This window comes from Paraburkholderia sp., from assembly GCF_004298475.1.
Taxonomy (GTDB): Bacteria; Pseudomonadota; Gammaproteobacteria; order Burkholderiales; family Burkholderiaceae; genus Paraburkholderia; species Paraburkholderia denitrificans.
Map to the genome: position 1 here is coordinate 70,786 of NZ_SCRP01000029.1, position 24,415 is coordinate 95,200.

Consider the following 24,415-nt stretch of genomic DNA (forward strand, 5'->3'; position numbering starts at 1 on the left):
CAGATGGATTCCGTGAAAAAAAATACTCGTCACTGGCGACGTGCGGCTGTCGGCCTCATGACCGTCGCCTTGCTCGCCACATTTGCCTGGCACCGGCTCGTACCGAAAGGGCATCCCCAATACCTGTCAGCGCCTGTTACGCGCGGCGATATCGAGAACGCGGTGCTCGCGACCGGTGCATTGCAGGCGTTCCGGCAAGTCGATGTCGGCGCGCAGGTATCGGGGCAGTTAAAGACGCTGAAGGTCGCGCTCGGAGACAAGGTCGTCAAGGGGCAGTGGCTCGCCGAAATCGATCCCGTCATTTCCGGAAACGCGCTGCGCCAGGCGCGCGCCAGCGAGGAAAGCTTGCGCGCGCAGCAGCAAGCGACCGCCGCGCAGCTCACGCAGGCCGAACTCGCATTCCGCCGTCAGCAGACGATGCTGCCCGACGATGCGACGTCGCGCGAATCCTTCGAGGTCGCGCGCGCGGCGCTCGACGTACAGCGGGCGACCCTCGCGTCGCTCGCCGCGCAAATCCGCTCGGCTCGCATCCAGATCGAGACCGCGCAGGCCAACGTCGGCTATACGCGCATCGTGGCGCCGATCGACGGCGAGATCGTCGCAATCGTCACGCAGGAAGGCCAGACCGTGATCGCGCAGCAGCAGGCGCCGGTGATCCTGAAGCTCGCCGATCTCGACACGATGACCGTCAAGGCGCAGGTATCGGAAGCCGACGTGATCCGCGTGCGCACCGGGCAGACCGCGTATTTCACGATCCTCGGCGAACCGGACAGGCGTCACTACGGCAAGCTGCGCGCGATCGAGCCGGCGCCGCAGAACTACGCCGATGCGCAGAGCACGTTCGGCGGTTCGAGGGCCAACAGCGCCGTGTTCTACAACGCGCTGTTCGAAGTACCGAATCCCGAGCATCGGCTGCGCATCTCGATGACCGCGCAGGTCAACGTCGTACTCGACGAAGCGCGCAACGTGCTCAGCATGCCGGCCGCCGCTCTCGGCGGGAAACGCAAGGACGGCACGTATGCGGTCCGCGTGCTGCGCGCCGACGGCAGCACCGAAACGCGCGGGGTGCGCATCGGCATCAACAACAACGTGCACGTCGAGGTGCTGGCGGGACTGATGGACGGCGAGCGCGTCGTGATTGGCGACGCCGCCACGGACGAGCATGCGCCGCCCGCGGACGTGGCGTGACAATGAGCACCCCCCTGCTGAAACTCGCCGCCGTCACGCGGCGCTTTCTCTCCGGCGATAAAGACGTCGTCGTCCTGAACAACGTGAACCTGTCGATCGACGCGGGCGAGATCGTTGCGATCGTCGGCGCGTCGGGATCCGGGAAATCGACGCTGATGAACATCCTCGGCTGTCTCGATCACCCGAGCGAAGGCACCTACACGGTTGGCGGACGCGACACGCACATGCTCGACAGCGACGAGCTTGCGCAGCTGCGCCGCGAGCATTTCGGCTTCGTGTTCCAGCGCTATCACCTGCTGCCGCACGTGGATGCTGTCGCGAACCTCGAGATGCCGGCGATCTATGCGGGCACTACGCGCACGGAACGGCACAAGCGGGCGCGCGAGCTGCTCGCGCGCCTCGGGCTCGCGGATCGCGCCCACCATCGGCCCGGTCAGTTGTCGGGCGGCCAGCAGCAGCGCGTGAGCATTGCGCGCGCGCTGATGAACGGCGGCCAGGTGATCCTCGCCGACGAACCGACGGGCGCGCTCGACACGAAAAGCGGCCAGGACGTGCTTCGCATTCTGCACGAGCTGAACGCGCTCGGTCATACGATCGTTATCGTCACGCACGACAAGGCCGTCGCACGCCACGCACGGCGCATCATCGAGATCCGCGACGGCGAGATCGTCGCCGACCGGCCGAATCGCCATTACGCGGAAGCGCTCGCCGAAGCCGGAATCGGCGCGGTGCGTGTGGATGCGACGGCCGACGCTCCGCCCGCGCACAATTGCGACGACGCGTTGCCGCCCGTTGCGAACGACACCTGCAGACAGCGCTTCACTGCCAGCACCGGCCGTTTTGCCGAAGCGTGCCGAATGGCCTGGATCGCGCTCGTGTCGCACCGGTTGCGCACGCTGCTGACGATGCTCGGCATCATCATCGGCATCACGTCGGTCGTGTCGATCGTCGCGATCGGCGAAGGCGCGAAGCGCTACATGCTCGGCGAAATCGGCAGCATCGCCACGAACACGATCAACTTCTATCCGGGCGCCGACTGGGGCGACAGACGCGCCGACTCGATCCAGACGCTCGTGCCCGCCGATGTCGCCGCCCTCGCCGAGCAGCCTTACGTCGACAGCGCGACGCCTGCGACGTCGCGCCCGCTGTTGCTGCGCTACCGCAACATCGACGTGGGCGCGGTCGTGACCGGGGTCAGCGACCGCTTCTTCCAGGTACACGGGATGCGTTTCGCGCACGGCATCGCGTTCGGCGACGACGCGGTACGCCGCCAGGCGCAGGTGGCCGTGATCGACCACAACACGCGCCGCAAGCTGTTCGGCACCGCGGGCAATCCGGTCGGCGAAGTGATCCTGCTCGACAACGTGCCGTTCGTCGTGATCGGCGTCACCGTCGAGAAGAAGAGCGCGTTCGGCAGCGGGAAGAGCCTGAGCGTATGGGTGCCTTATACGACGGCGAGCGGCAGGCTGTTCGGCCAGCAGCATCTGGGCAGCATCACCGTGCGCGTGCGCGACGGGCAACCGAGCGCCGCCGCCGAGAAAAGCCTCGAAAAACTGATGATCCAGCGCCACGGCCGCAAGGATTTCTTCACGTACAACATGGACAGCGTGCGCAAGACCCTAGAGAAGACCGGCCAGTCGCTGACGCTGCTGCTGTCGATGATCGCCGTCATTTCGCTCGTCGTCGGCGGGATCGGCGTGATGAACATCATGCTCGTGTCGGTCACCGAGCGCACGCGCGAAATCGGTATCCGGATGGCGGTTGGCGCACGGCAGTCCGACATCTTGCAGCAGTTTCTCGTCGAGGCCGTGCTCGTCTGCCTGCTCGGCGGCACGATCGGCATTGCGCTGTCGTTCGCGCTCGGCGTCGTGTTTTCGATGTTCGTGCAATGGTCGATGGTGTTCTCCGCCGGTGCGATCGTGACGGCGGTCGTGTGCTCGACGCTTATCGGCGTGATCTTCGGTTTCATGCCTGCGCGCAACGCGTCGCGGCTCGATCCGATCGATGCGCTCGCACGCGATTGACGGAGCCCAGCCATGACACATGACTCATCGTTTTACCGCCCCGGCGCTTTCGCGTTTGTGTTTGCGTGCGCGGCCGCACTGCTGGCCGGTTGCGCAGGGACGCGCCACGCGCCGCTTCCCATGGTCGCCGTGCCCGCGAACTGGGCGGCGCCGGTTTCCGCCGATGCACCGCCCGCGACGCGCGACTGGTGGCGCAGCTTCGGCGATCCGCAACTCGATGCACTGATCGACGATGCGCTGCGCGCGAACAACGATCTCGCCATTGCGGCGATTCGCGTCTATCGCGCGCAATTGCAGGCCGGGCTCGTCGATACGAACCGGACGCCCACCGTATCGCTCGGGGCGAACGGCACCGTGTCGCGCACGCTCGATACGCACCGGATGAGCCAGTCGAGCGGCATCACGGGTTCGCTCAGTTACGAAATTGACCTGTGGGGGCGGCTGGCCGCGCTGCGCGACGCCGCGCGCTGGGAAGCGGATGCGACCGCCGCCGATCTCGGAGCCGCACGGCTGTCGTTGATCGGTACGACCGCGTCGCTGTACTGGCGGATCGGCTATCTGAACCGGCAGATCGCGCGCGGCGACGCGAACATCGCGTATGCGGTGCGCACGCTCGCGATTACCCGGTCGCGCCACGCCGCCGGTGCCGTGTCGGGACTCGATCTCGCGCAGGCCGAACAGAGCGTGACCGCGCAACGCGCGGCCCAGACGCAGTTGATCCAGCAACGCACCGAGAACCGTCACGCGCTCGCGATCCTGTTCGACCGGCCGCCGCAGCAGCTTGCCGCCGAGCCGTCGGCACTGCCCGATGTGCCGCCGCCGGAGGTCGCGGCCGATCTGCCAGCCAGCCTGCTCGGCCGCCGACCGGACCTGCGCGCCGCGGAGTTCCGGCTGCGCGAATCGTTCTCGCAGGTCGATGCGACCCGCACGAGCTTCTACCCGACCTTCACGCTGACCGGCAACGCGGGCACGTCGAGTCCGAGCCTCGAGCGCGTGCTCGCGAACCCGGTCGGCACGCTCGGGCTCGGCCTCGCATTACCGTTCATCCAGTGGAACACGATGCAACTGCAGATCCGGGTATCGAAGACGCGGTATGAGGAAGCCGTCGTCGGTTTCCGTCAGCAGCTCTACACCGCACTTGCGGAAGTCGAGAACGCGCTGTCGGCGCGCGTGCAACTTGAACGCGAGGCCGAACAGCGCGCGCTATCGCTGGCCCAGGCGCAGCGCGCGGAACGGCTGGCTGCCGTGCAATTCGCGGCCGGCGCAACCGCCGTGCAACCGTGGCTCGACCAGCAGCAGCGGCTACGGGACGCGCAAAGCGCTGACGAGCTGACGCGGCTGAACCGGCTCAACAACCAGATGAAGTTGTATCAAGCGCTGGGTGGCGGAGAGCAATGACGGATATCGGAAAACCTTTATAAAACCAGTGCGAAATGCCGTGTGCAATGCAGCACAAGTGCGCCGCGAGACTGCACACGGGCATGGACGACTCCTTTTTTCCGAAAGGAAAACGTGTGACCGGGTGCGGCCGCATCGCTCGCCTGGCGGGCAGTGATTGCGCCCGGCGCCGATCCAGTTACACTTCACGCAGCCCCGGCTGCCGCGCGCGCCGCTTCAACCGGAGCGACGCCATGATCGATAGTCTGGATAATCTGACTTCAGAAATACTTTCCGGTTTCTTCACCGGCCTTCTCAGCAATTGGTTCGACGCCATGATCGACAGCCTGATTTCAGAAATACTTTTCGGCTTCACCGGCCTTATCAGCATCATCAATCCGTTCGGTGGCGCGTTCGTCTTTCTCGACCGCACCTCGACGCTCACCGACGCGGCGCGCCGCGTGCTCGCGAAGCGCGTGGCGATCAATGCGTTCTTCGTGCTGCTCGTCGCGTTCTTTGTCGGCATGCCGATCCTGCATTTCTTCGGTATTTCGATGGAGGCACTGCGTATCGGCGGCGGCCTCGCCGTCGCGGTGAGCGGCTGGCAGATGCTTACCGCGCCCGAGGTCGTACCGGCCGTGGCGGACGATGCGGCGCTCAAGCCGGTCGATGGCGGAACGACTTCCAGCAAGGCGTTTTTTCCGCTCACCGTGCCGCTCACCACCGGCCCGGGCTCGATCGCCACGGCGATTGCGCTGAGCGCCAACCGTACCCACCAGATTTCCGCCTGGGTGATGTCGAGCATCGCGTCGATCGTGATCTCGGTGCTCGTGACGATCGTGATTTTCTTTGTCTACAGCCGTGCGGCGCACCTGCCGAAATACCTGGGCACGGAGGGCACGCGCGTGGCGATGCGTGTATCGTCGTTCCTGCTGCTGTGCATTGGCGTGCAGATCATCTTGACGGGCCTCGAGGGTTTTCTCACGCCGATTGCGGATCTGCACGCCGCAAAGTGAGCACCTGTCCGTTCGAAGGAGTGCATCATGTGCCGTTGGCTCGCCTATTCCGGCAATGCCGTTCAACTCGAAACCGTCCTGTTTCGCTCGCGACATTCGCTGATCGACCAGAGCCTGCATTCGAAGCTCGGCGCGACGACCACCAATGGCGACGGCTTCGGGCTGGGCTGGTATCAGCATCCGCATGACATTCCGTATCGCTACCGCAGCATCCAGCCCGCGTGGAACGACCGCAATCTGCGCGAGCTTGCGCGCGCGGTGTCGGCGCCGATGTTCGTCGCGCACGTCCGTTCCGCGACGCATACGCCCGTGCAGGAAACCAATTGCCATCCGTTTCGCCACCGGCGCTGGATATTCGCGCACAACGGCCTGATTCAGAGCTTCCCGCTCGTGCGCCGCGAACTGCTCGTCGCCATCGAGCCGGGGCGCTTTAGCGCGCTCGAAGGCTCCACCGATTCCGAAGTCATGTTCTATCTCGCGATGACCTTCGGCCTCGAACGTGAGCCCGTGCCCGCGCTGGAACGCATGGCGGGTTTCGTCGAGGCGGCCGCACGCAGGCATGGGATCGACGATCCGCTCAACATGACCGTGTGCGCGTGCGACGGCGAGCAAATGGTGGCCGTGCGGTACTCCAGCGAAGGCAATTCGCGCTCGCTCTTTCACAGCACGTCGTTCAAGCATCTGCACGAACTCTATCCCGACGATCCGCGCATCGCGGCGGCAGGCGAGGATGCCTATCTGATCGTTTCGGAGCCGCTCGTCGATCTGCCCGATGTCTGGGCCGAGGTGCCCGAGGCAACGGCGATCATCGTGCGCGGCCCGCAGGTGGAGTACCGGCAGTTCGTGCCGGTCACGCCGCAGTGAATGGGGCTTACATCGGGGCTTACTTCGGGGCTTGCATCGGCGCTTCGCGTCGGGCTATGGGATTGACGCGCAGCGCGGCTCACCATGCACTTTGCCCGGAGCGGTCGTATTTTTCGGCCATCGCCGGTACGCCGATACGCACGTGGTGCTCGGCGCGTCTCACCTGGCGCGTGAGCTGCACGACATGCGGCGGAACCACGTGGCGGCGGCGCAGCGCCCAGAAGGCGCCGCGCAGCATCGCAAAACCCGCGGGGCCGAGCGAGCGCTGACGCGCGAAGACGGCGAGTGCGCGGCCGGTTGCGGCGAGCGCGTCGCGCAGCGGCAGGCGCATCCATGCGACCCAGGCCGAGTTGCGCGCGAGCGTGCAGTGCTGCGCACGCGTGAACCAGCGATACAGCGGCTCGCGATGCGCAAGCGCCCCTTCGCAATAGACGATCGAGTGACCTGCAGCGAGCAGGTCCAGCGCTACGAGTTCTTCGGCGCCGCCGTGCGAGAGGCGCTCCTCGTAACGGTGGAGTTCGCTCATCACGCTTGCGCGGAAGATACATGCGCCCGCCATGAAATTCACGAGTGCGGGGCCGGGCAGGCCGACGCCGCCAGGCGACGTGGCGCTCAGCATCTGGCACGCAGGATGGATTTCACGTTCGGCTTCGTCTGCCACGCACGCGCTGATCACGGCAATCTGCGGATGAGCGTCCAGCAACTGGGTCGCGCGCGCGAGCGCACCGGGTGCGAACCAGGTGCTGTCGTCGCAGCACGCCACGTAGTCGGTGTGCGCGAGCGCGACTGCGCGGTTGAAGCCGGTCATGCCCAGATCGCACAGCCCCTGGACGATGCGCAACTGCGGAAAGAGTGATGCGAGCAGGCTGACGGTCGTATCGCTGGAGCCGTTATCGGCCACGATCACAGTGGGGTGCTCAGGCAGCGCCATGAGGCGGGCCACAGTGTCGACTGTCTGGTGGACATGGTTGCGTGTCAGCACGACCACGGTCACGCGTGGTACGGGCTGGGAACCCGAGGCATGAGTGGAGGCGTTCATCGCGATCGTGCGGCGCGAGCCGGCCTGAATGTTGTAGTCGTGCTATGAGCATACGCCGTTGGCACGTGGTGTGCACCTGCGCGCGTTGGCGCGAGTGAGACGCCTACCTGTGCACGTATTCGTGTGCGTATTCGTGTACTCAGCCGACGTAGGCGACGCAGGCGCACGCCCTGCAAATGTTCAAGCAAACGTCGTGCCCAATGCGGTTGGCGAGCCGTCTCGCCGGGCTAGAGTGCGCTATTTCGTATGCGAAATTGGGAAAAAAACAGGCGCCCGGACATCGTGTATGCCCGGGCGCCTGGTGGCTTGAGTGCGTGCCGGTGCGCTTACGCCGGTATTTTGCGGAACGAGACGGCGATGCGGTTCCAGCCGTTAATCGCGATGATCAGCATGGTCAGGTCGGCGATTTCCTGGTCGGTGAAGTGCGGCTTCACGCGTTCCCAGACATCGTCGGGGACATGGGTTTGCGAAAGCAGCGTGACCGCTTCGGTCCATTCGAGCGCCGCGCGCTCGCGCTCGGTGAAGAATGGCGCCTCGCGCCATACCGTGACGGTCGCGAGCCTGCGTTCGGTTTCGCCGCCCTTGCGCGCGTCCGTGGTGTGCATATCGACACAGAATGCACAGCCGTTGATCTGCGAGGCGCGCAGGCGCACCAGTTCCGCAAGCGGCTTCTCGATCGAGCTTTTGCTCACGCGCTCTTCGAGCGCCAGCATTGCCTTCGTACCTTCGGGACTGACCTTGTAGAAATCCAGACGTGATTGCATGACGATTCACCTCCTCGAATGCTGTGGGCCGAACTGCGTTGCGAAAGACTACGGACGTCACTCTAGGCGTGTGGCAGGCACCTTGAAATAGCCATTCTGGCAAAATTTCAGGTAACCACTTCTGTAACCCTCCCGGTCGCCCCCTTAACCACCACGATAACCGGTTCGACTTCTTCTTCATCTTCTTCATCACGCTCATGGAACTGCACGTCACCGTCTCGGGCCGTCGCGATCTGGCTGGTCAGATCTACCGGCAACTGCGCACCAGCATCGTCGACGGCCGGCTGACGGGCGGCACGCGGTTGCCGTCCACGCGCGATCTCGCACTTCAGCTCGGCGTGTCGCGCAAAACCACGCTCGACGTGTTCGAGCGGCTGCTCGCCGAAGGCTATCTGAGCGCCAGGCGCGGTTCGGGGACGTTTGTTGCCGATGCGCTCGAGCATCTTCCCGCGCGCGAGCACGGCCATGCGAATCCGCAGATTCGTGCCGTGAGCCGAGGCAGTCGCGAGACGAACGTGTCGCGCGGCGTCGAGGCTCAGCCCTGGTGGCAGGCGCATGCGCAAGCCGTGCCCATGCCGGGTCTCGACGCGCGGCTTGCGTGCGATTTCGCGGGCGGTGTGACCGACAAGTCGTGTTTTCCGTTCGACGCCTGGCGCCGCTGCATCAACGACGCGCTGCGTGTCCAGGTTCGCGGCCACGGCATGTACCACGATCCGGCGGGCGAGCAGAGCTTGCGGCTGGCCGTGTCGCGCTACCTGGCCTTCAATCGCGCGGTTCAGTGCGACTGGGAGGACGTGATCGTCACGCAGGGCGCACAGCACGCGCTTGATTTGCTTGCGCGCGTGATGTTGCGTCCCGGCGACGTGGTGGCGGTGGAGGACCCTGGCTATCCGCCGGCGCGCGTCGCGTTCGAGGCGCTTGGTGCGAAGGTGGTGCCGGTGCCGGTGGACGACGAAGGGCTGATCGTCGCGCGTTTGCCGAAGACGGCGCGGCTCGTCTACGTGACGCCCTCGCACCAGTTTCCGCTCGGCATGCCGATGAGCCTTGCGCGCCGCGTCGCGCTGCTCGAATGGGCGCAGGCGCGCGGCGCAGTCGTCGTCGAAGACGACTACGACTGCGAGTACCGTTTCGAAGGGCGTTCGCTCGAACCGCTCAAGAGCCTCGACAACGCGGGACTGGTCGCCTACGTTGGCACGTTTTCCAAGACGATCTTTCCGGAGTTGCGCGTGGGCTACGTCGTGCCGCCCGCGACGCTGGCGGCGCCGCTTGCTCATGCGCGCCAGGTGGGCGGCTGGCACGGTTGCGTGCTCACGCAGACGGCGCTTGCGAATTTCATGCTCAACGGCCAGTTCGCGCGGCATCTGCGCCGCATGCAGCAGATCTATTCGGTGCGGCGGGCGAGCTTGCTCGCGCATCTGCGTGGCCCGCTTGCGCCGTGGTTCGAGCCGGTGCTGCCCAACACGGCCGGTTTGCACCTTGCGGTGCGGCTCGCGGCGCCGGTCGACCAGGCGGCACTCGTCAAGGCCGCGCGTGCGGCGTCGATTGGATTGCACCCGCTCGCGCCGTTTTATGTGAAAGCCCCTGTGCAAAGCGGTTTTATGTTCGGTTATGGCGGCGTCGAAGTCGGGCAGATCGACGCCGCGATGACGTCGCTCGCCGCGCTGATGCGCACATTCTGACGCGCGGGCACGCGAAAAATGCCGTACGTTTCGGTGTTTTTGCGAAGAGCGCCTGCGCTTCGATGTCGCCGGGTCAGGGTAACCGAGGATGCAACAAGTCCGTTTACCCCTGTAAACAAGCGTCAAAATGAGCCGGGCAGTCAGCGCCGCGCAACAATTTTTCGTCGGCGATGCAAAAGAGTCACGCAAAACGCCCGCACGCTTGTAGAATCCGCCGTTGAAGCACATGCATTCTGCGGTGCTTCGCCGATTCACTGACCAACACTGGTAGGAGAAACATGCCGACTTCCGCAAAGAAAGTGGCCAAAAAGGCAGCTGCCCCGGCCAAGAAGGTTGCCGCAAAGAAAGCGCCCGCCAAGACGGCTGCAGCTAAGAAGGTCGTCGTGAAGGCGTCCGGCGCTCTGTCGCCGATCAAGGACACCTTCACGAAGGCCTCGCTGGCTGCTCACGTCGCTGAGCGCGCAGGCGTCGAGCCGAAGGCTGCCAAGGCCGTGCTCGCCGCGCTGGAAGACACGATCCTCGGTTCGGTCCACAAGAAGGGCGCAGGCGAATTCACGCTGTCGGGCCTTCTGAAGATCGTCGTGCAGGCCGTGCCGGCGAAGAAGAAGCGCTTCGGCAAGGACCCGTTCACGGGTGAAGAGCGCTGGTTCCCGGCCAAGCCCGCTTCGGTGCGCGTGAAGGCACGTGCGCTGAAGAAGCTGAAGGACGCAGCGGCAGCCTGATAGCCGCCCGCCGCAGCCTTCCGGTTGCGGTGCGCCAGGAGTACCCAAAGAATCCCCGCCGACATCGCGTCCGCGGGGATTTTTCGTGGGCGCTCGCCTAACGATGCTCGCATGGCAATGGATGTGCTGGATGTGCTGGATGTGCTGGATGTGCTGGATGTGCTGGATGTGCTGGATGTGCGGCGCGACAATCCTGATTCGATCGCGCCATGCTTCAATGTTATGCATAAGGATGCGGCTATATAATTCGGCAATCGCCTCTATTTTTTTAAATCTTGCGGCATGATTCATGCGTAATCGTGCTGACAAAGAAAATATCAATTTGAAAATGTTATGAATGCAGCCGACCTGCAGATTCGCCAGGTTGAAGCGTTTCACGCCGTGATGCAGCGGCGCAGCGTGACGCGCGCCGCCGAGTCACTCGGCATCTCGCAGCCGGCGGTCAGCCGCCTAGTGGCCGACTTCGAAGCAAACGTCGGCTTTGCGCTGTTCACGCGTCGGCAAGGGCGGCTCGTACCGACAGCAGAGGCCTATGCGCTGAATGAAGAAGTCGAGCGCGCGTTCGTCGGGCTCGAGCGGGTGGCGCAGGCGGCGGGGCAAATTCGCGAACGTCGCCGTGGCGCGTTGACCATCGCCGGGACGTTCGACCTCGCCGCCGATTTTCTGCCGAGGGTGATCGCTTCGTTTGCGCGCGAGCACGAAGGCGTCGACGTGACGCTGCTTGCGCTTGAACCCGCGGCTGTCGTCGAGCACGTTGGTGCGCAGCGTTGCGATCTGGGCTTCGTCGCACCGTCCGTCGCGCATGCCCAGGTGCGGCTGGAAGCGCTCGGGCAATGGGCGCTGCGCTGCATCGTGCCGCGCGGTCACCGGCTTGCGCGCAAACGCATCGTGAACGCCGCCGACTGCGCGGGTGAATCGTTCGTGTCTTTCGCGAGGTTGAGCGAGCCGCGCACGAGGATCGACCGCATGTTCGAGCAAAGCGGTGTCGAGCGGCAAATGGGCATCGAAGCGACGCTTGCGCAGTCGATTGTGATGCTGGTGGAGGCGGGTGCGGGAATCGCGCTGATCGATCCGCTGAGCGCCGCGGGTGCGGCTGCGCGGGTGGCCGTCAAACGCTTCTCGCCGGTACTGCCGCAAACGGTGCACGTCGCGCGTCATGCGGAGCAGCCACAGTCGATGCTGGCAGACGCGTTCGTTCATCACGCGGTGACGGCGCTGGCCCGCCTGCGCTGATATTTGCGCCTGGCCGACAATCTATGCGGTTAAACCACGTGCGCCGGGAACCGGAGGGCGGCGATCATTTGCACAGACATAAAAAACCAGCCCGGGCTTGCGCCGCGGGCTGGTTGGTCCAACGTGTGGTTTTTAGCGGCCACGCCGTTTTCGCATAACCGGAACCGGTAAGAAACCGGTTCCGGCACCGGACCGAAGTCCGGCTGCGCAGTTCTATTAGAACTTGTGGCGGATGCCGATGTTGACCATCGATTGCGAGTCCGAAGCCGAGTCGTTGTTGTACGAAGCGATCGCTGCACCGGCGCTCGAGATCGAGCCATCCGTGTTGCGCTGATGGCCGCTGGCGTGCTGATAGGCCGCCACGACGTAGAGGTCGGTACGCTTCGACAGGTTGTAGTCCGCGCCCAGCGAGACCTGGTTGTACGTGTTCGACACGTCGCCCGAGCCGTGCGTCCAGTTGTAGCCGAGGCCCAGCAGCGTTGCCGGGTTCAGCTGGTAGCCGACGAAAGCGCCCACGGTGTTGAAGTGCTGGCTCGAGCTGAATGCCGAGAAAGCATCCGGCTTGTACTGAGCGTTGCTGTAACGTGCGCCGAGCGTGAACGGACCTGCGACGTACTGCGCTGCAGCCTGGGCAATACCGATCGACTTCGCCGACATGTAGGCGGCGTTGATCTGGTTTTCGTTGATGTTGTCGCCCGTTGCGACCGACGACCAGCCGCGCGTGGGCGGCGTACCCGACGTGCGCGAAGCCAGCGTCGAACCGTTGTCCATCTTCAAATAGCCAGCAGCAACGTTGAACGAACCGATACCGTACGTAGCTGCCGCACCCCAGCTCTGACCCGAGCCGGTCTGGCCAGCGACGCCGCCCAGCGCGTACATGCCCTCGAACTGGAAGCCGCTCCAAACCGGCGAGGTGTACTTGATGGAGTTGTTGATGCGCGAGCTGTTGTCGTTGTTGTCGACGTCACCCGGAGTTGCGAACGTGCTGCCGAAGTAGCCGTCGCCCGTGAGGCCCTGGACCATGTCGACGATCGGGTCGTACTGGCGGCCGAGCGTCAGGGTACCGTACTGAGCGGAATCCAGACCGACATATGCCTGACGGCCGAACATCTTGCTGGACGTGCCGTTGTTGAGGCTAAAGCCGTTTTCCAACTGGAAAATCGCCTTCAGACCGCCACCCAGGTCTTCCTTGCCCTTGAGGCCCCAGCGGTTGCCCTGCAGGTTTTGACCGCCCAGGCCGAACACATTCTTGTTCGCGCCGTTGGCGTTCTTGACGTTGTTGACGAACTGGACCGATTCGTCGATCACGCCATACAGCGTCACGCTGCTTTGCGCATGGGCCGTGCCGGCGGCTGCCAGCATCGCCAACGAGAGGGTCGAGAGTGCGACTCGTTTCATCCAGATTTCTCCACGCAGATGATTGGTTTATTAGTTGTTGCGCATCGGAGAATAACGCACCTCCTGCAAACTCCAGAAATGAAAAAAAATGACTGTCGCGAAAACCTGACACCGGGCGGAATGTCTTGTGCAGCGGGCGATTGAGCGACTATGTCATTTTTTGCAAAGTAGGATTGTGGTCTTTGCATTATTGCGAAATTTGATACAAGTCGGGTCGTATTCACTTAAATGGTGCGCGGGCTGGCGCCGTGCCGGCCTGCCTGCGGGGGGGGGGGCCGCGCTACGCGCGGCGGCGTACGGCGGCTGCAGTCATGGCGACTGCGGCGACCGTCGCCAGCAGGACCGAACTCCATGGATGACGCTTGACGAAACGGTCGGCGGCGGCGGCCGTGCGGCCCGTATGGACGAGCGTCAACGCGGCCGTGTAGGTTGCGTCGTCCTCCATTTTTGCCATGGAGCGGCGCAATAGCGGGCTTGCGCCGTCATGGCGCGTCGAAGCATCGGCCGCTGCGTGCAGGGGCGGCGCTGCGAATGCCAGCGCTTCAGCGGTGCCGTCCGCCGGGTTTCCGGTTGGAAAGGACGAAGCGGATGAAGCAGGCGAAGCAGACGAAGCGGACGAAGAGGGCAAAGCAGCCGAGCCGGAACGCGGCACCGCGTGGCCGTCGTGCGGCGCCATGATCGTGGTTGCGGCCAGCACCGAAGCGAGTTTGGCGCGGCTGCCCGGCGGTGTTTCCTCAAGGAAACCCCACGCGCCGCGCGGGTCGTGCAGGTGCGCGCGCGCCGCCGCGAATTCCGCGCCGAGCAGCAGCACCGCCGCTGAAAAGTACAGCCACATCAGCAGCACTGCGAGCGATCCTGCTGCGCCGAATGCCGTCGCCATGCCCGCATGCGCAAGGTAGAGCGCGAAGAGTTTCTTGCCTGCAGAAAAGAGCACGGCCGCCACGAGGCCGCCCACGAGTGCGTCGCGCCACTGCACATTGGCGTCCGGGAGAAAGCGCAGCAACGCGGCAAACGCGAAGGCGAGCACGGCGAGACCGACCGCGAGCTGAAGCAGGTTTCCGATCATCAGATAGGGTGAGTTGCCCCATAGCCACTGTCCGATGAATGTGATGGTCGTATCGAGCACGAGCGAGACGATCAGCAGGAACGCGACGCCGAGCACGAGCGAAAACGAAACGAGCCGCACCCGCACGAGCGCGAAGACGCTGGCCGCGCGCTTGCCTTCGGGCGGCCACACGATGTTGAGTGCGGAATGCAGCGAAGAGAAGGTCGCCGAAGCGCCGATCACGAGCATCGACAGCGAGATGACCGCCGCGATGCCGCCTGCGTCGCCTGCGCGGTGCGCATTGGCCACGATCGTCGTGATCCCTGCGGCGGCGTCGTTACCAAGCACGTTATGCACTTCACGGAACAGTTCGCCGCGCGCGGCGTCGGCGCCGAAGAACCAGCCCGCCACGGCGATCACCATGACGAGCGTCGGCGCGAGCGAGAACGCCGAGTAGAACGCGATGCTCGCGGCGAGCGCGGGACAGCGATTGGCGACGAACTGGTGGCAGGCGCCGACGATCCAGGAGGCTTCCCTGCGCGCGGCAAATTGCAGTCGTTCGGATGAGAGCGTGGCCATGATGTCCGTCCCGCAATCGGCGTGTAGACGATGCGCGCCGCCTCGGCGTGCCTAATGCGGGCCCGGTGCGGCGCAGCATATCCGTGCAATATAGCAAGCGTGGTTTTTGTCTGTGACGGCGGCGCACGGTGTACATGTTCCGTGATCCGTCGCCGAAATCCGCATATACTGGATTCACCCTCAACTAGCCGAGGACGTGCCATGCTGCAATTGTCCCGGCGCCAGTTCCTGAAGGTCACGGCAAGTTCGCTGGCTGGCTCCAGTCTAGCGCTGATGGGCTTCGCGCCCGACACCGTGCTCGCCGAGGTCCGGCAATACAAACTGGCGCGCTCTACTGAAACCCGCAACACGTGTCCGTATTGCTCTGTTGGCTGCGGGATCCTCATGTACGGCCTCGGTGATGGCGCGAAAAACGCCACGACCAGCATCTTCCACATCGAGGGCGATCCCGATCATCCGGTCAATCGCGGCACGCTCTGTCCGAAGGGCGCGAGCCTGATCGACTTCATCCACAGCGAAAGCCGTCTCACGCATCCCGAATACCGGGCGGCCGGGACGAACGAGTGGAAGCGCATCTCGTGGGACGAGGCGCTCGACCGCATCGCGAAGCTGCTGAAGGAAGATCGCGACGCGAATTTCGTCGAGAAGACCGACGACGGCAAGACCGTCAACCGCTGGCTGACCACAGGCATGCTGGCCGCATCCGCGGGCAGCAACGAGGTGGGTTACCTCACGCATAAAGTGGCCCGCTGCATGGGCCTGCTTGCATTCGACAACCAGGCGCGTGTCTGACACGGCCCGACGGTGGCAGGTCTTGCCCCGACGTTTGGCCGCGGTGCGATGACGAACCATTGGGTCGACATTCGCAATGCAGACGTGATTCTGGTGATGGGCGGCAATGCGGCCGAGGCGCACCCGTGCGGTTTCAAGTGGGTCACGGAGGCGAAGGCGCACCGCAAGGCGCGGCTCATCGTGGTCGATCCGCGCTTTACGCGCACGGCATCGGTGGCGGATGTCTATGCGCCGATCCGCACCGGCACGGACATCGCGTTTCTTGGCGGCGTGATCAACTACCTGCTCACGAACGACAAGATCCAGCACGAGTACGTGAAGCACTACACGGACTTTCCGTTCATCGTGCGCGACGATTTCGCGTTCAACAACGGCATCTATTCCGGCTTCGATCCGCAAAAACACGCGTATCCCGACAAATCGTCGTGGAACTACGAGATCGGCGACGACGGTTTCGTGAAGATCGACGAGACGCTGCAGCATCCTCGTTGCGTGTACAACTTGCTCAAGCAGCACTATTCGCGCTATACGCCCGAGATGGTGGAGAAGGTCTGCGGCACGCAAAAGGAATTGTTCCTGAAGGTGTGCGAGATGCTCGCGAGCACCGCGGTGCCGGGACGCGCGGCCACGGTCATGTATGCGCTCGGCTGGACGCACCACTCGATCGGCTCGCAGATGATCCGCTGCGGTGCGATGGTGCAATTGCTGCTGGGCAACATCGGCGTCGCGGGCGGCGGCATGAATGCGCTGCGCGGCCACTCCAACATTCAGGGGCTCACCGATCTCGGGCTGATGTCGAATCTGTTGCCCGGCTATATGACGCTCGCGTCCGAAGCCGAGCAGGACTACGACGGCTACATCAAGAAGCGCGCGCAGCAGCCGCTGCGACCGAATCAGTTGAGCTACTGGCAGCACTACGGCGCGTTCTTCGTGAGCTTCATGAAGTCCTGGTGGGGCGACAACGCGACGAAGGAGAACAACTGGGGCTACGACTGGCTGCCGAAGCTCGACAAACCGTATGACCTGTTGCAGACCATCGAACTGATGTACCAGGGCAAGTTGAACGGCTACATCTGCCAGGGCTTCAACGTCATGGCGTCGGCGCCGGACAAGGAAAAAACGCTGCAGGCGCTCGGCAAGCTGAAGTGGCTCGTCATCATGGATCCGCTCGCAACGGAAACGTCCGAGTTCTGGAAGAAGTACGGCGTCTTTAACGACGTCGATACGGCTGCAATCCAGACCGAGGTATTCCGCCTGCCCACCACGTGTTTCGCGGAGGAAAACGGCTCGCTCGTGAGTTCGAGCCGCGTACTGCAATGGCACTGGAAGGGCGCCGAACCGCCGGGCGAGGCGAAGAGCGACCTCGAAATCATGTCGGGCCTGTTCTTGAGGATGCGCGCCGCGTACCAGAAGGACGGCGGCAAGTATCCCGATCCGATCGTCAAGCTCAGCTGGCCGTATTCGAATCCCGCCGGCCCGACGCCCGAGGAACTCGCGATGGAGTACAACGGCAAGGCCCTCGCGGATCAGACCGACGCGAAGGATCCGGCCAAGGTGCTCGTCAAGAAGGGCGATCAGCTTTCGAGCTTCGCGCAACTGAAGGACGATGGCTCGACGGCGAGCGGCTGCTGGATTTTCTGCGGCGCGTGGACGCCTGCGGGCAACCAGATGGGCCGGCGCGACAACGCCGATCCCACGGGCATCGGCCAGACGCTGAACTGGGCGTGGGCGTGGCCTGCGAACCGGCGCGTGCTGTATAACCGCGCGTCGTGCGATCCTGCGGGCAAGCCGTTCGACCCCACACGCAAGCTGGTCGGCTGGAACGGTGCGGTCTGGACCGGTGCCGATGTGCCGGACTACAAGGTGGATGAGGCGCCGGATCTCGGCATGGGGCCGTTCATCATGAATCCGGAAGGCGTCGCGCGTTTCTTTGCGCGCGACAACATGAACGAAGGGCCGTTCCCCGAGCACTACGAGCCGTTCGAGAATCCGCTCGGCTACAACCCGTTCCATCGCGACAACCCGCTCGCCACGAACAATCCCGCCGCGCGCGTGTTCCCCGGCGACCGCAAGACGTTCGGGACAGCGGACTCGTTCCCGCACGTCGCGACGTCGTACCGGCTCACCGAACACTTCCACTTCTGGACCAAGCACGCGCGTCTGAACGCCATCATCCAGCCGCAGCAATTCGTCGAGATCAGCGAGGAACTGGCGCAGGAAATCGGCGTATCGAAGGGCGGCCTCGTGAAGGTGACGAGCAATCGCGGCCACCTGATCGCCGTGGCCGTAGTCACGAAACGCATCAAGCCGCTCATGATCGAGGGCAAGAAAGTGCATACCGTCGGCGTGCCGCTGCACTGGGGCTTCACGGGGCTGACGAAGCCGGGCTATCTGACGAATACGCTGACGCCGCCGGTCGGCGACGGCAATTCGCAGACGCCGGAGTTCAAGTCGTTCCTCGTGAAGGTCGAAAAGGCCTAAGGAGCGCGACATGGCACTTCAATCACTCGACATCAGACGCCAGTCCGCGACCACGACGCCGCCGCCCGGCGTGCGCGCGCCCGCCACGGGCACGGTGGCGAAACTCATCGACGTCACGAAATGCATCGGTTGCAAAGCGTGCCAGACGGCATGCATGGAGTGGAACGACCTGCGCGACGAGATCGGCGTCAACACGGGCGTCTACGACAATCCGCATGACCTCACCGAGCATTCGTGGACCTTGATGCGTTTTACGGAGTACGAGAACACGAGCGGCAACCTCGAATGGCTGATCCGCAAGGACGGCTGCATGCATTGCGAGGATCCGGGTTGCCTCAAGGCGTGTCCCGCGCCGGGCGCGATCGTGCAGTACACGAACGGCATCGTCGATTTCCATGAGGAAAACTGCATCGGCTGCGGTTATTGCATCACTGGTTGCCCGTTCAACATCCCCCGGCTGTCGAAGAAGGATCATCGCGTTTACAAGTGCACGCTCTGCTCGGATCGCGTTGCGGTGGGCCAGGAACCTGCGTGCGTGAAGACCTGTCCGACCGGCGCCATCGTGTTCGGCACCAAAGAGGACATGAAGCAGCACGCCGCCGAGCGCATCGAGGACCTGAAGGAGCGCGGCTTCGCCAACGCGGGCCTCTACGATCCGCAGGGCGTGGGCGGCACGCACGTCATGTACGTGCTGCATCACGCGGATCGGCCCTCGCTTTATAGCGGTTTGCCCGACGACCCGCACATCAGCCCGCTCGTGCGGCTGTGGAAGGGCGTGGCCAAGCCGCTGGCGCTTGCGGGCATCGCGCTCGCGGCGTTGACGGGCTTCTTCCACTACGTGCGGAACGGCCCGAACGAAGTGACGGAAGCAGATGAAGAGGCCGCGCGCGAAGAAGCGCGCAGCATCAGGGGCGAACCCAGGGAGCGCGACGATGAAAGACGTTGAACCGAAGCTGATCGTGCGCTATACGGCCAACGAGCGCACCAATCACTGGATTACCGCGATCACGTTCGTGCTGCTCGCGCTGTCCGGTCTCGCGATGTTTCATCCGGCGATGTTCTGGCTGTCCGCGCTGTTCGGCGGAGGTCAATGGAACCGTATTCTGCATCCGTTTATCGGCGTCGTGATGTTTGCGTCGTTCCTGATCCTCGCGCTGCGCTTCTGGCATCACAATCACTTCGACGCAGCGGATCGCGTGTGGCTCAGGAAATTCCGCGACGTGCTCGCCAAGCGCGAGGACAACCTGCCGGAAGTCGGCCGCTACAATGCGGGACAGAAGCTGCTATTCTTCCTGATGGTGGTTTGTCTCGTGCTGTTGCTCGCAAGCGGTATCGTGATCTGGCGGCGCTATTTCTCGATCTATTTTCCGATCGAGGTCATCCGCCTCGCCTCGGTCGTGCATGCGGTCGCGGCGTTCGCGCTCATCGTCGGCATCATCATCCACGTTTATGCGGCGTTGTGGGTCAAGGGTTCGATTCGTGCGATGACAAGCGGCACGGTGACCTGGGGATGGGCGAAGAAGCATCACCCGCGCTGGTTCCGCGAGAGCATCAAATAGCGCGTATCGAGCATCGCGCAACGAGCAGCACGCATGGCGCGCGCCGCCTCTTTCCGGGGGCGGCGCATGCAGGCAAGCCGCCGGCCCGGCTGGGCGCGGCGGCTTTTTCTTTGGGGAGTAGACCTGCCGTGACGCAACGTATCCTCGACCCATCTGAAATTCAGGCGCTCGATCCCTCTGCCATTCCCCGTATTCGATTACCCGAACGCGCGACGCATTTTGCGGCACGCGCCGCACGGTTGCGCCAGCTCGCAGACCACAATCCGATCGGCGGTTATGTGCGGCTGATGGCGGCGCTCGTCGACGCGCAGCAGCACGCGCTGGAGCATTTCAGCGCGCGCATGCCTGCGCGTGACGCAATTGCGAATGCGCAGCGTCATTCGATGCCGATCCTGCCCGCGCTGTCTGGCGAACGCGATCCGCAGTGGCGCGATGTACTGCGCCGGCTGGTCGATCGCGTCGAAGTGGCGGGCGCCATCACGCCCGCGCTCGCGAAGGTGCTCGACGTGCTGCGCACGATGAGCGATGCGGAACTCGACGCGCAAGCCGACGCGCTGCTCGCGCAGCGTTACGCCGAAGTGGCGCCCGCGACCGCGCCATTCATCATGGCCGCGCTCCAGGTGGTGTGGACCGACCTCGCGAGCCGGCTCGATATTCAGGACGTGCCTTATGTCGATGCGCCGGGCGCGTGCCCCGTTTGCGGCGTGCCGCCGGTCGCGAGCATTGTGCGCATCGGCGGCGCGTATCACGGTTATCGCTTCACGCAGTGCAGTCTGTGCGGGACCGAGGCGCACGTCGTCCGTGTGAAATGCACGAATTGCGATTCCACCAAGGGCATCGCGTATCACGGTATCGAGGGCGGTAATCCCGCGCTAAAGGCCGAATCGTGTGACGAGTGCCATACGTATCGCAAGATCGGCTATCAGGAGAAGGATTTCGACTTCGAGCCGCTCGCTGACGATCTCGCGAGCCTCACGCTCGATCTCCTGATGAGCAACGCGGGCTATCAGCGCGCGAGCCCGAATCCGCTGCTCTGGCCGGAAGCACCCGCCGATCAATGAACCAGCGAGCGCACGATGAGCGAAACCGTGGGACAGGAAGCGCGGGATGACGCCCGCGCGCTGAACGCGTTGCTCGCGAAGATGCCGGCCGTCGAGCGTGTTATCGCATCTGCGCAGGCGCAGCCGCTGATTGCGACGTACGGGCGCACGCAGGTGCTGGCGGCCATTCGCGCGACGCTCGAAGGCTGGCGCAGCGATGCGCAGGCGGGCACGCTGATCGTGCCCGCGGACGCCGCCGTGCCATTCGCGCCGGAGTCCGTGATCGACCACGCGACGAAGGTTCTCGCTGCGCGTGCGCAAAACCGCCTGCGCCCAGTGTTCAATCTGACCGGCACGGTGCTCCATACGAATCTCGGGCGCGCGCTGCTTCCCGATGAAGCCGTGCGCGCGGTCGCGCAGGCGCTTGTGCAACCCGTCAATCTGGAGTTCGATCTCGCAACGGGCAAGCGCGGCGACCGCGACGATCTGATTGACGACCTGATCTGCGAACTGACAGGCGCAGAGGCGGCCACGGTCGTGAACAATAACGCGGCGGCGGTACTGCTCTCGCTCGCGGCGCTCGCCCCGCGCAAAGAGGTGATCGTCTCGCGCGGCGAACTGGTCGAAATTGGCGGCGCGTTCCGTATTCCGGACATCATGGGCCGTGCGGGCGCGCGACTGCGCGAGGTGGGCACGACTAACCGGACGCATGTTTCCGATTACGAATCGGCAATCAATAAACATACCGCGCTGCTGATGAAGGTCCACTGCAGCAACTACGCCATCAGCGGCTTCACGAAGAGCGTCGGGCTTGACGAACTCGTGCCGCTTGCGCGCGCAAACGGATTGCCCGTTGCCGTGGATCTGGGCAGCGGGACACTGATCGATCTCACGCAATGGGGACTGCCTGCAGAAACGACTGTGCGCACAACCATCGAGGCCGGTGCGGACCTCGTCACGTTTAGCGGCGACAAGCTGCTCGGCGGCCCGCAGGCCGGGCTGATCGTCGGTCGCAAGGCTTTGATCGCGAAGATCAAGAAGCATCCGCTGAAGCGTGCACTGCGTGTCGGCAAACTTACGCTCGCCGCACTCGAACCCGTGTTGAAGCTCTACCAGACGCCGGAATTTCTGCGTGAAAGGCTCACGACACTGCGTCTGCTCACGCGTCCCGTCGCGCAGATGCAGGAGAGTGCGATGCGCGCGTTGCCGGTGCTCCAGCACGCGCTGGGCGATGCGTATGCGGTGAGCGTCGAACCGATGTTCAGCCAGATCGGCAGCGGCGCACTGCCCGTGGACGTGTTGCCGGGCAGCGGACTCGTCGTGCGTCACGCGGGCAAGGTCGGCAGCGGCCGCGCGCTGATGAAGCTCGAACGCGCGTTGCGCGCGTTACCGCGCCCGGTGATCGGGCGCATTGCCGACGACGCATTGCGGCTCGACATGCGCTGCATCGAGGGCGCTGATGAAGTGGCGTTCATCGCGCAACTCGCGGAGCTGCGGCTGTGATCATCGGCACGGCGGGCCATATCGATCATGGCAAAACCACGCTGGTCCACGCGCTGACGGGTGTCGATACAGACCGGCTCAAGGAGGAGAAGGCGCGCGGCATCTCTATCGAACTGGGCTACGCCTACACACCGCTGCCGAACGGCGACGTGCTGGGTTTCATCGACGTGCCCGGTCACGAAAAGCTCGTTCATACGATGGCGGCGGGTGCGTGCGGCATCGACTTCGCGCTGCTTGTCATCGCCGCCGACGATGGCGTGATGCCGCAAACGCGCGAACATCTCGCGATCCTGCAATTGCTGGGCGTGAGCGCGGGCGCGGTCGCATTGACGAAAACCGACCGCGTGGACGCGGCGCGCATGGCCGAAGTGCGCGCCGAGATTGGTGCGTGGCTTGCGACCACGTCGTTTGCCGATGCGCCGTGCTTCGAGACGCAGGCGACCCGGTCGGACGACGCAGGCGTGGCAAGTCTCGACGCTTATTTGCGCGAGCACGCAATGAGTTGGCAGGCGCGGCGCGACGACGGGCTGTTCCGGCTGGCCGTGGACCGCGTGTTCACGTTGACGGGGCAGGGAACGGTTGTGACGGGCACGGTGTTCGCGGGCCGCGTGCAGACGGGCGATGCATTGCTGCTTGCGCCAGCCGGATTGCCTGTGCGCGTGCGCAGTATTCACGCGCAGAACCGTGCGGACGAAACGGGCCGCGCGGGGCAGCGATGTGCGTTGAATCTCGCGGGTGTCGACAGGGAGCAGATTGCGCGCGGCGACTGGATTGTCGATGCGAGGCTCGGGCAGTCCACGACGCGACTCGATGCCGAATTGAAACTGCTCGACGAAGCGGACGTTACGCTGCGTCACTGGTCGCCGCTGCACGTTCACCTGGGGACGATGCATCGTGTGGCTAACGTTGTGCTGCTAGAGGGCGAGACTCTTGTGCCCGGCGAGTGCGCGCGTGTGCAACTCGTTTTCGAAACACCGATAAGCGTATCTCCCGGCGACCGATTCATCGTGAGGGATGCTCAGGCGACGCATACGGTCGGTGGCGGCCGTGTGCTCGATCCCTTCGCACCGGCGCGGCGCCGCCGCACGCCGGAACGCATCGCGTGGCTGGATGCATTGCGCACGTGGCTCGACGTAGAACGCATCGAACCGTTGCTCGCGCAGGCACCCTGCGGCATTGCACGATCAGTGCTCACGCAACTGAGCGGCTACGCGGCGAACGTGCTGGCGCTGCCAGCCGATGTCGTTGAAATCGCACCGCGTGAGCGCGCGGACGAGGGCGTGGTGATTGCGCGGCATCACTGGGAACAGATGGCCGCGCGTGTTGCTGAGGCGCTCGCGCAATTTCACGTACGTACGCCGGACGAACAGGGACCGGACGTGGCGCGTTTGCGGCGCATGACGATGCCGCTCGCGAGTGACGCGGTGTGGCGCGCGGTGGTCGATTCGCTGGTGCGGGAAGGGCGCATCGTACGCAGCGGGCCGTGGCTGCATCTGCCGTCGCATACGGTGCGGCTCGATGCCGATGAGGAAGCGCTGGCCGCGTTGTTGAGATCGTTGATCGCGCAAGGACGTTACGATCCGCCGTGGACGCGGGACCTTGCAAACGAAACACGTCAGCCCGAGGAGAACGTGCGCGCGTTGTTGCGCAAGCTGGCTCGTCTCGGTCTGCTGTATCAGGTCGTACGCGATCTCTTTTACGATCGCGAGGTCATGCACGAACTTGCGCGCCTCGTTGCACGGCTGGCGCAGGCACGAGACGGCGCAGTGGGCGCCGCAGCGTTTCGCGATGCTACGGGACTCGGGCGCAAGCGCGCGATCCAGCTCCTGGAGTTCTTCGATCGCGTTGGATATACTCGCTTCCAGCGCGAACGGCACCTGCTGCGTGCCGATAGCCGGTTGAACGATGTGCTTTGAATATCGCGCGATGCCAGGCGCGTATTCAGGTTAGCGAAGGAAGGCATTCGTATCCGGTGGTACGGCCGGGCTTCAAACCCGGTTGGGGGCGTCAGCCGTTCCCAGGTCGGTTCGACTCCGGCTGCTTTCCGCCATACCTGTTCATTTTCATGATCGGCACCCCTGTAGAGGTAACCATAAAACTTCCGCCTGGAAG

Annotated in this window: 19 protein-coding genes and 1 tRNA gene; 16 read left to right on the plus strand and 4 right to left on the minus strand. The window is 64.2% G+C overall.

Going from position 1 to position 24,415, the window contains the following annotated elements:
- Positions 1-12: 12 nt before the first annotated feature.
- The 5 genes from macA (at position 13) to EPN59_RS14575 (ending at position 6,469) form a co-directional block, all read left to right on the plus strand.
- Complete coding sequence (macA, locus tag EPN59_RS14555) at positions 13-1,188, plus strand: macrolide transporter subunit MacA (RefSeq protein ID WP_293042261.1); 1,176 nt, start codon at positions 13-15, stop codon at positions 1,186-1,188.
- A gap of 2 nt (positions 1,189-1,190) precedes the next feature.
- Complete coding sequence (locus tag EPN59_RS14560; protein ID WP_293046272.1) at positions 1,191-3,212, plus strand: MacB family efflux pump subunit; 2,022 nt, start codon at positions 1,191-1,193, stop codon at positions 3,210-3,212.
- 12 nt (positions 3,213-3,224) lie between these two features.
- Positions 3,225-4,610: an efflux transporter outer membrane subunit gene (locus tag EPN59_RS14565; protein ID WP_293041290.1), complete on the plus strand. Its 1,386-nt coding sequence runs from the start codon at positions 3,225-3,227 to the stop codon at positions 4,608-4,610.
- Between the two features lie 314 nt (positions 4,611-4,924).
- Positions 4,925-5,605 carry a MarC family protein gene (locus EPN59_RS14570; RefSeq protein ID WP_293041439.1) on the plus strand — a complete coding sequence of 227 codons (681 nt, stop codon included), beginning with the start codon at positions 4,925-4,927 and terminating at the stop codon, positions 5,603-5,605.
- Positions 5,606-5,632: 27 nt separating this feature from the next.
- Entirely contained in the window at positions 5,633-6,469 is an 837-nt protein-coding gene (locus tag EPN59_RS14575; protein WP_293041292.1) for a class II glutamine amidotransferase, read from the plus strand.
- Between the two features lie 79 nt (positions 6,470-6,548).
- Here EPN59_RS14575 and EPN59_RS14580 read toward each other — a convergent pair whose 3' ends face one another.
- On the minus strand, positions 6,549-7,508 hold the full coding sequence (locus tag EPN59_RS14580) for a glycosyltransferase (protein ID WP_293046274.1): 960 nt from the start codon (positions 7,506-7,508) through the stop codon (positions 6,549-6,551).
- 326 nt (positions 7,509-7,834) lie between these two features.
- Positions 7,835-8,272: a carboxymuconolactone decarboxylase family protein gene (locus EPN59_RS14585; protein WP_293041295.1), complete on the minus strand. Its 438-nt coding sequence runs from the start codon at positions 8,270-8,272 to the stop codon at positions 7,835-7,837.
- A gap of 197 nt (positions 8,273-8,469) precedes the next feature.
- On the opposite strand from EPN59_RS14585, the gene EPN59_RS14590 reads away from it, so the two are divergent.
- The 4 genes from EPN59_RS14590 to EPN59_RS14605 all read left to right on the plus strand — a co-directional run bounded on the left by EPN59_RS14590 (position 8,470) and on the right by EPN59_RS14605 (position 11,906).
- The gene (locus tag EPN59_RS14590) at positions 8,470-9,951 is read left to right on the plus strand and encodes a PLP-dependent aminotransferase family protein (RefSeq protein WP_293041297.1); all 1,482 of its coding nucleotides are present in this window, start codon (positions 8,470-8,472) and stop codon (positions 9,949-9,951) included.
- A 278-nt stretch (positions 9,952-10,229) separates the two neighbouring features.
- Positions 10,230-10,673, plus strand: a complete 444-nt coding sequence (locus EPN59_RS14595) for an HU family DNA-binding protein (RefSeq protein ID WP_293041299.1) — start codon at positions 10,230-10,232, stop codon at positions 10,671-10,673.
- Between the two features lie 111 nt (positions 10,674-10,784).
- Complete coding sequence (locus tag EPN59_RS14600) at positions 10,785-10,919, plus strand: hypothetical protein (protein WP_293041300.1); 135 nt, start codon at positions 10,785-10,787, stop codon at positions 10,917-10,919.
- An 87-nt stretch (positions 10,920-11,006) separates the two neighbouring features.
- Positions 11,007-11,906: a LysR substrate-binding domain-containing protein gene (locus tag EPN59_RS14605; RefSeq protein WP_293041302.1), complete on the plus strand. Its 900-nt coding sequence runs from the start codon at positions 11,007-11,009 to the stop codon at positions 11,904-11,906.
- Between the two features lie 216 nt (positions 11,907-12,122).
- Here the strand turns inward: EPN59_RS14605 and EPN59_RS14610 are convergent, their stop codons facing one another.
- Both EPN59_RS14610 and EPN59_RS14615 read right to left on the minus strand, forming a co-directional pair.
- Positions 12,123-13,304, minus strand: a complete 1,182-nt coding sequence (locus EPN59_RS14610; protein WP_293041303.1) for a porin — start codon at positions 13,302-13,304, stop codon at positions 12,123-12,125.
- Between the two features lie 280 nt (positions 13,305-13,584).
- Positions 13,585-14,928 (minus strand): YihY/virulence factor BrkB family protein, encoded by a 1,344-nt coding sequence (locus tag EPN59_RS14615; RefSeq protein WP_293041304.1) that lies wholly within the window; start codon positions 14,926-14,928, stop codon positions 13,585-13,587.
- 201 nt (positions 14,929-15,129) lie between these two features.
- Here EPN59_RS14615 and fdnG point away from each other — a divergent pair, with 201 nt between their 5' ends.
- The 7 genes from fdnG to EPN59_RS14650 all read left to right on the plus strand — a co-directional run bounded on the left by fdnG (position 15,130) and on the right by EPN59_RS14650 (position 24,353).
- The gene (gene fdnG / locus EPN59_RS14620; RefSeq protein ID WP_293041305.1) at positions 15,130-18,201 is read left to right on the plus strand and encodes a formate dehydrogenase-N subunit alpha; all 3,072 of its coding nucleotides are present in this window, start codon (positions 15,130-15,132) and stop codon (positions 18,199-18,201) included.
- 10 nt (positions 18,202-18,211) lie between these two features.
- Positions 18,212-19,147: a formate dehydrogenase subunit beta gene (gene fdxH, locus EPN59_RS14625; protein ID WP_293041307.1), complete on the plus strand. Its 936-nt coding sequence runs from the start codon at positions 18,212-18,214 to the stop codon at positions 19,145-19,147.
- Positions 19,134-19,760 carry a formate dehydrogenase subunit gamma gene (locus EPN59_RS14630; protein WP_293041308.1) on the plus strand — a complete coding sequence of 209 codons (627 nt, stop codon included), beginning with the start codon at positions 19,134-19,136 and terminating at the stop codon, positions 19,758-19,760. Before fdxH ends, EPN59_RS14630 begins: the two co-directional genes overlap by 14 nt.
- Positions 19,761-19,888: 128 nt before the next feature.
- Positions 19,889-20,821, plus strand: coding sequence for a formate dehydrogenase accessory protein FdhE (fdhE, locus tag EPN59_RS14635; protein WP_293041309.1), 933 nt, complete (start codon positions 19,889-19,891; stop codon positions 20,819-20,821).
- A 15-nt stretch (positions 20,822-20,836) separates the two neighbouring features.
- Complete coding sequence (gene selA / locus EPN59_RS14640; protein ID WP_293041311.1) at positions 20,837-22,303, plus strand: L-seryl-tRNA(Sec) selenium transferase; 1,467 nt, start codon at positions 20,837-20,839, stop codon at positions 22,301-22,303.
- The gene (selB, locus tag EPN59_RS14645; RefSeq protein WP_293041312.1) at positions 22,300-24,219 is read left to right on the plus strand and encodes a selenocysteine-specific translation elongation factor; all 1,920 of its coding nucleotides are present in this window, start codon (positions 22,300-22,302) and stop codon (positions 24,217-24,219) included. Before selA ends, selB begins: the two co-directional genes overlap by 4 nt.
- Positions 24,220-24,257: 38 nt before the next feature.
- Positions 24,258-24,353 (plus strand) — tRNA-Sec (locus EPN59_RS14650).
- Positions 24,354-24,415: the final 62 nt, after the last annotated feature.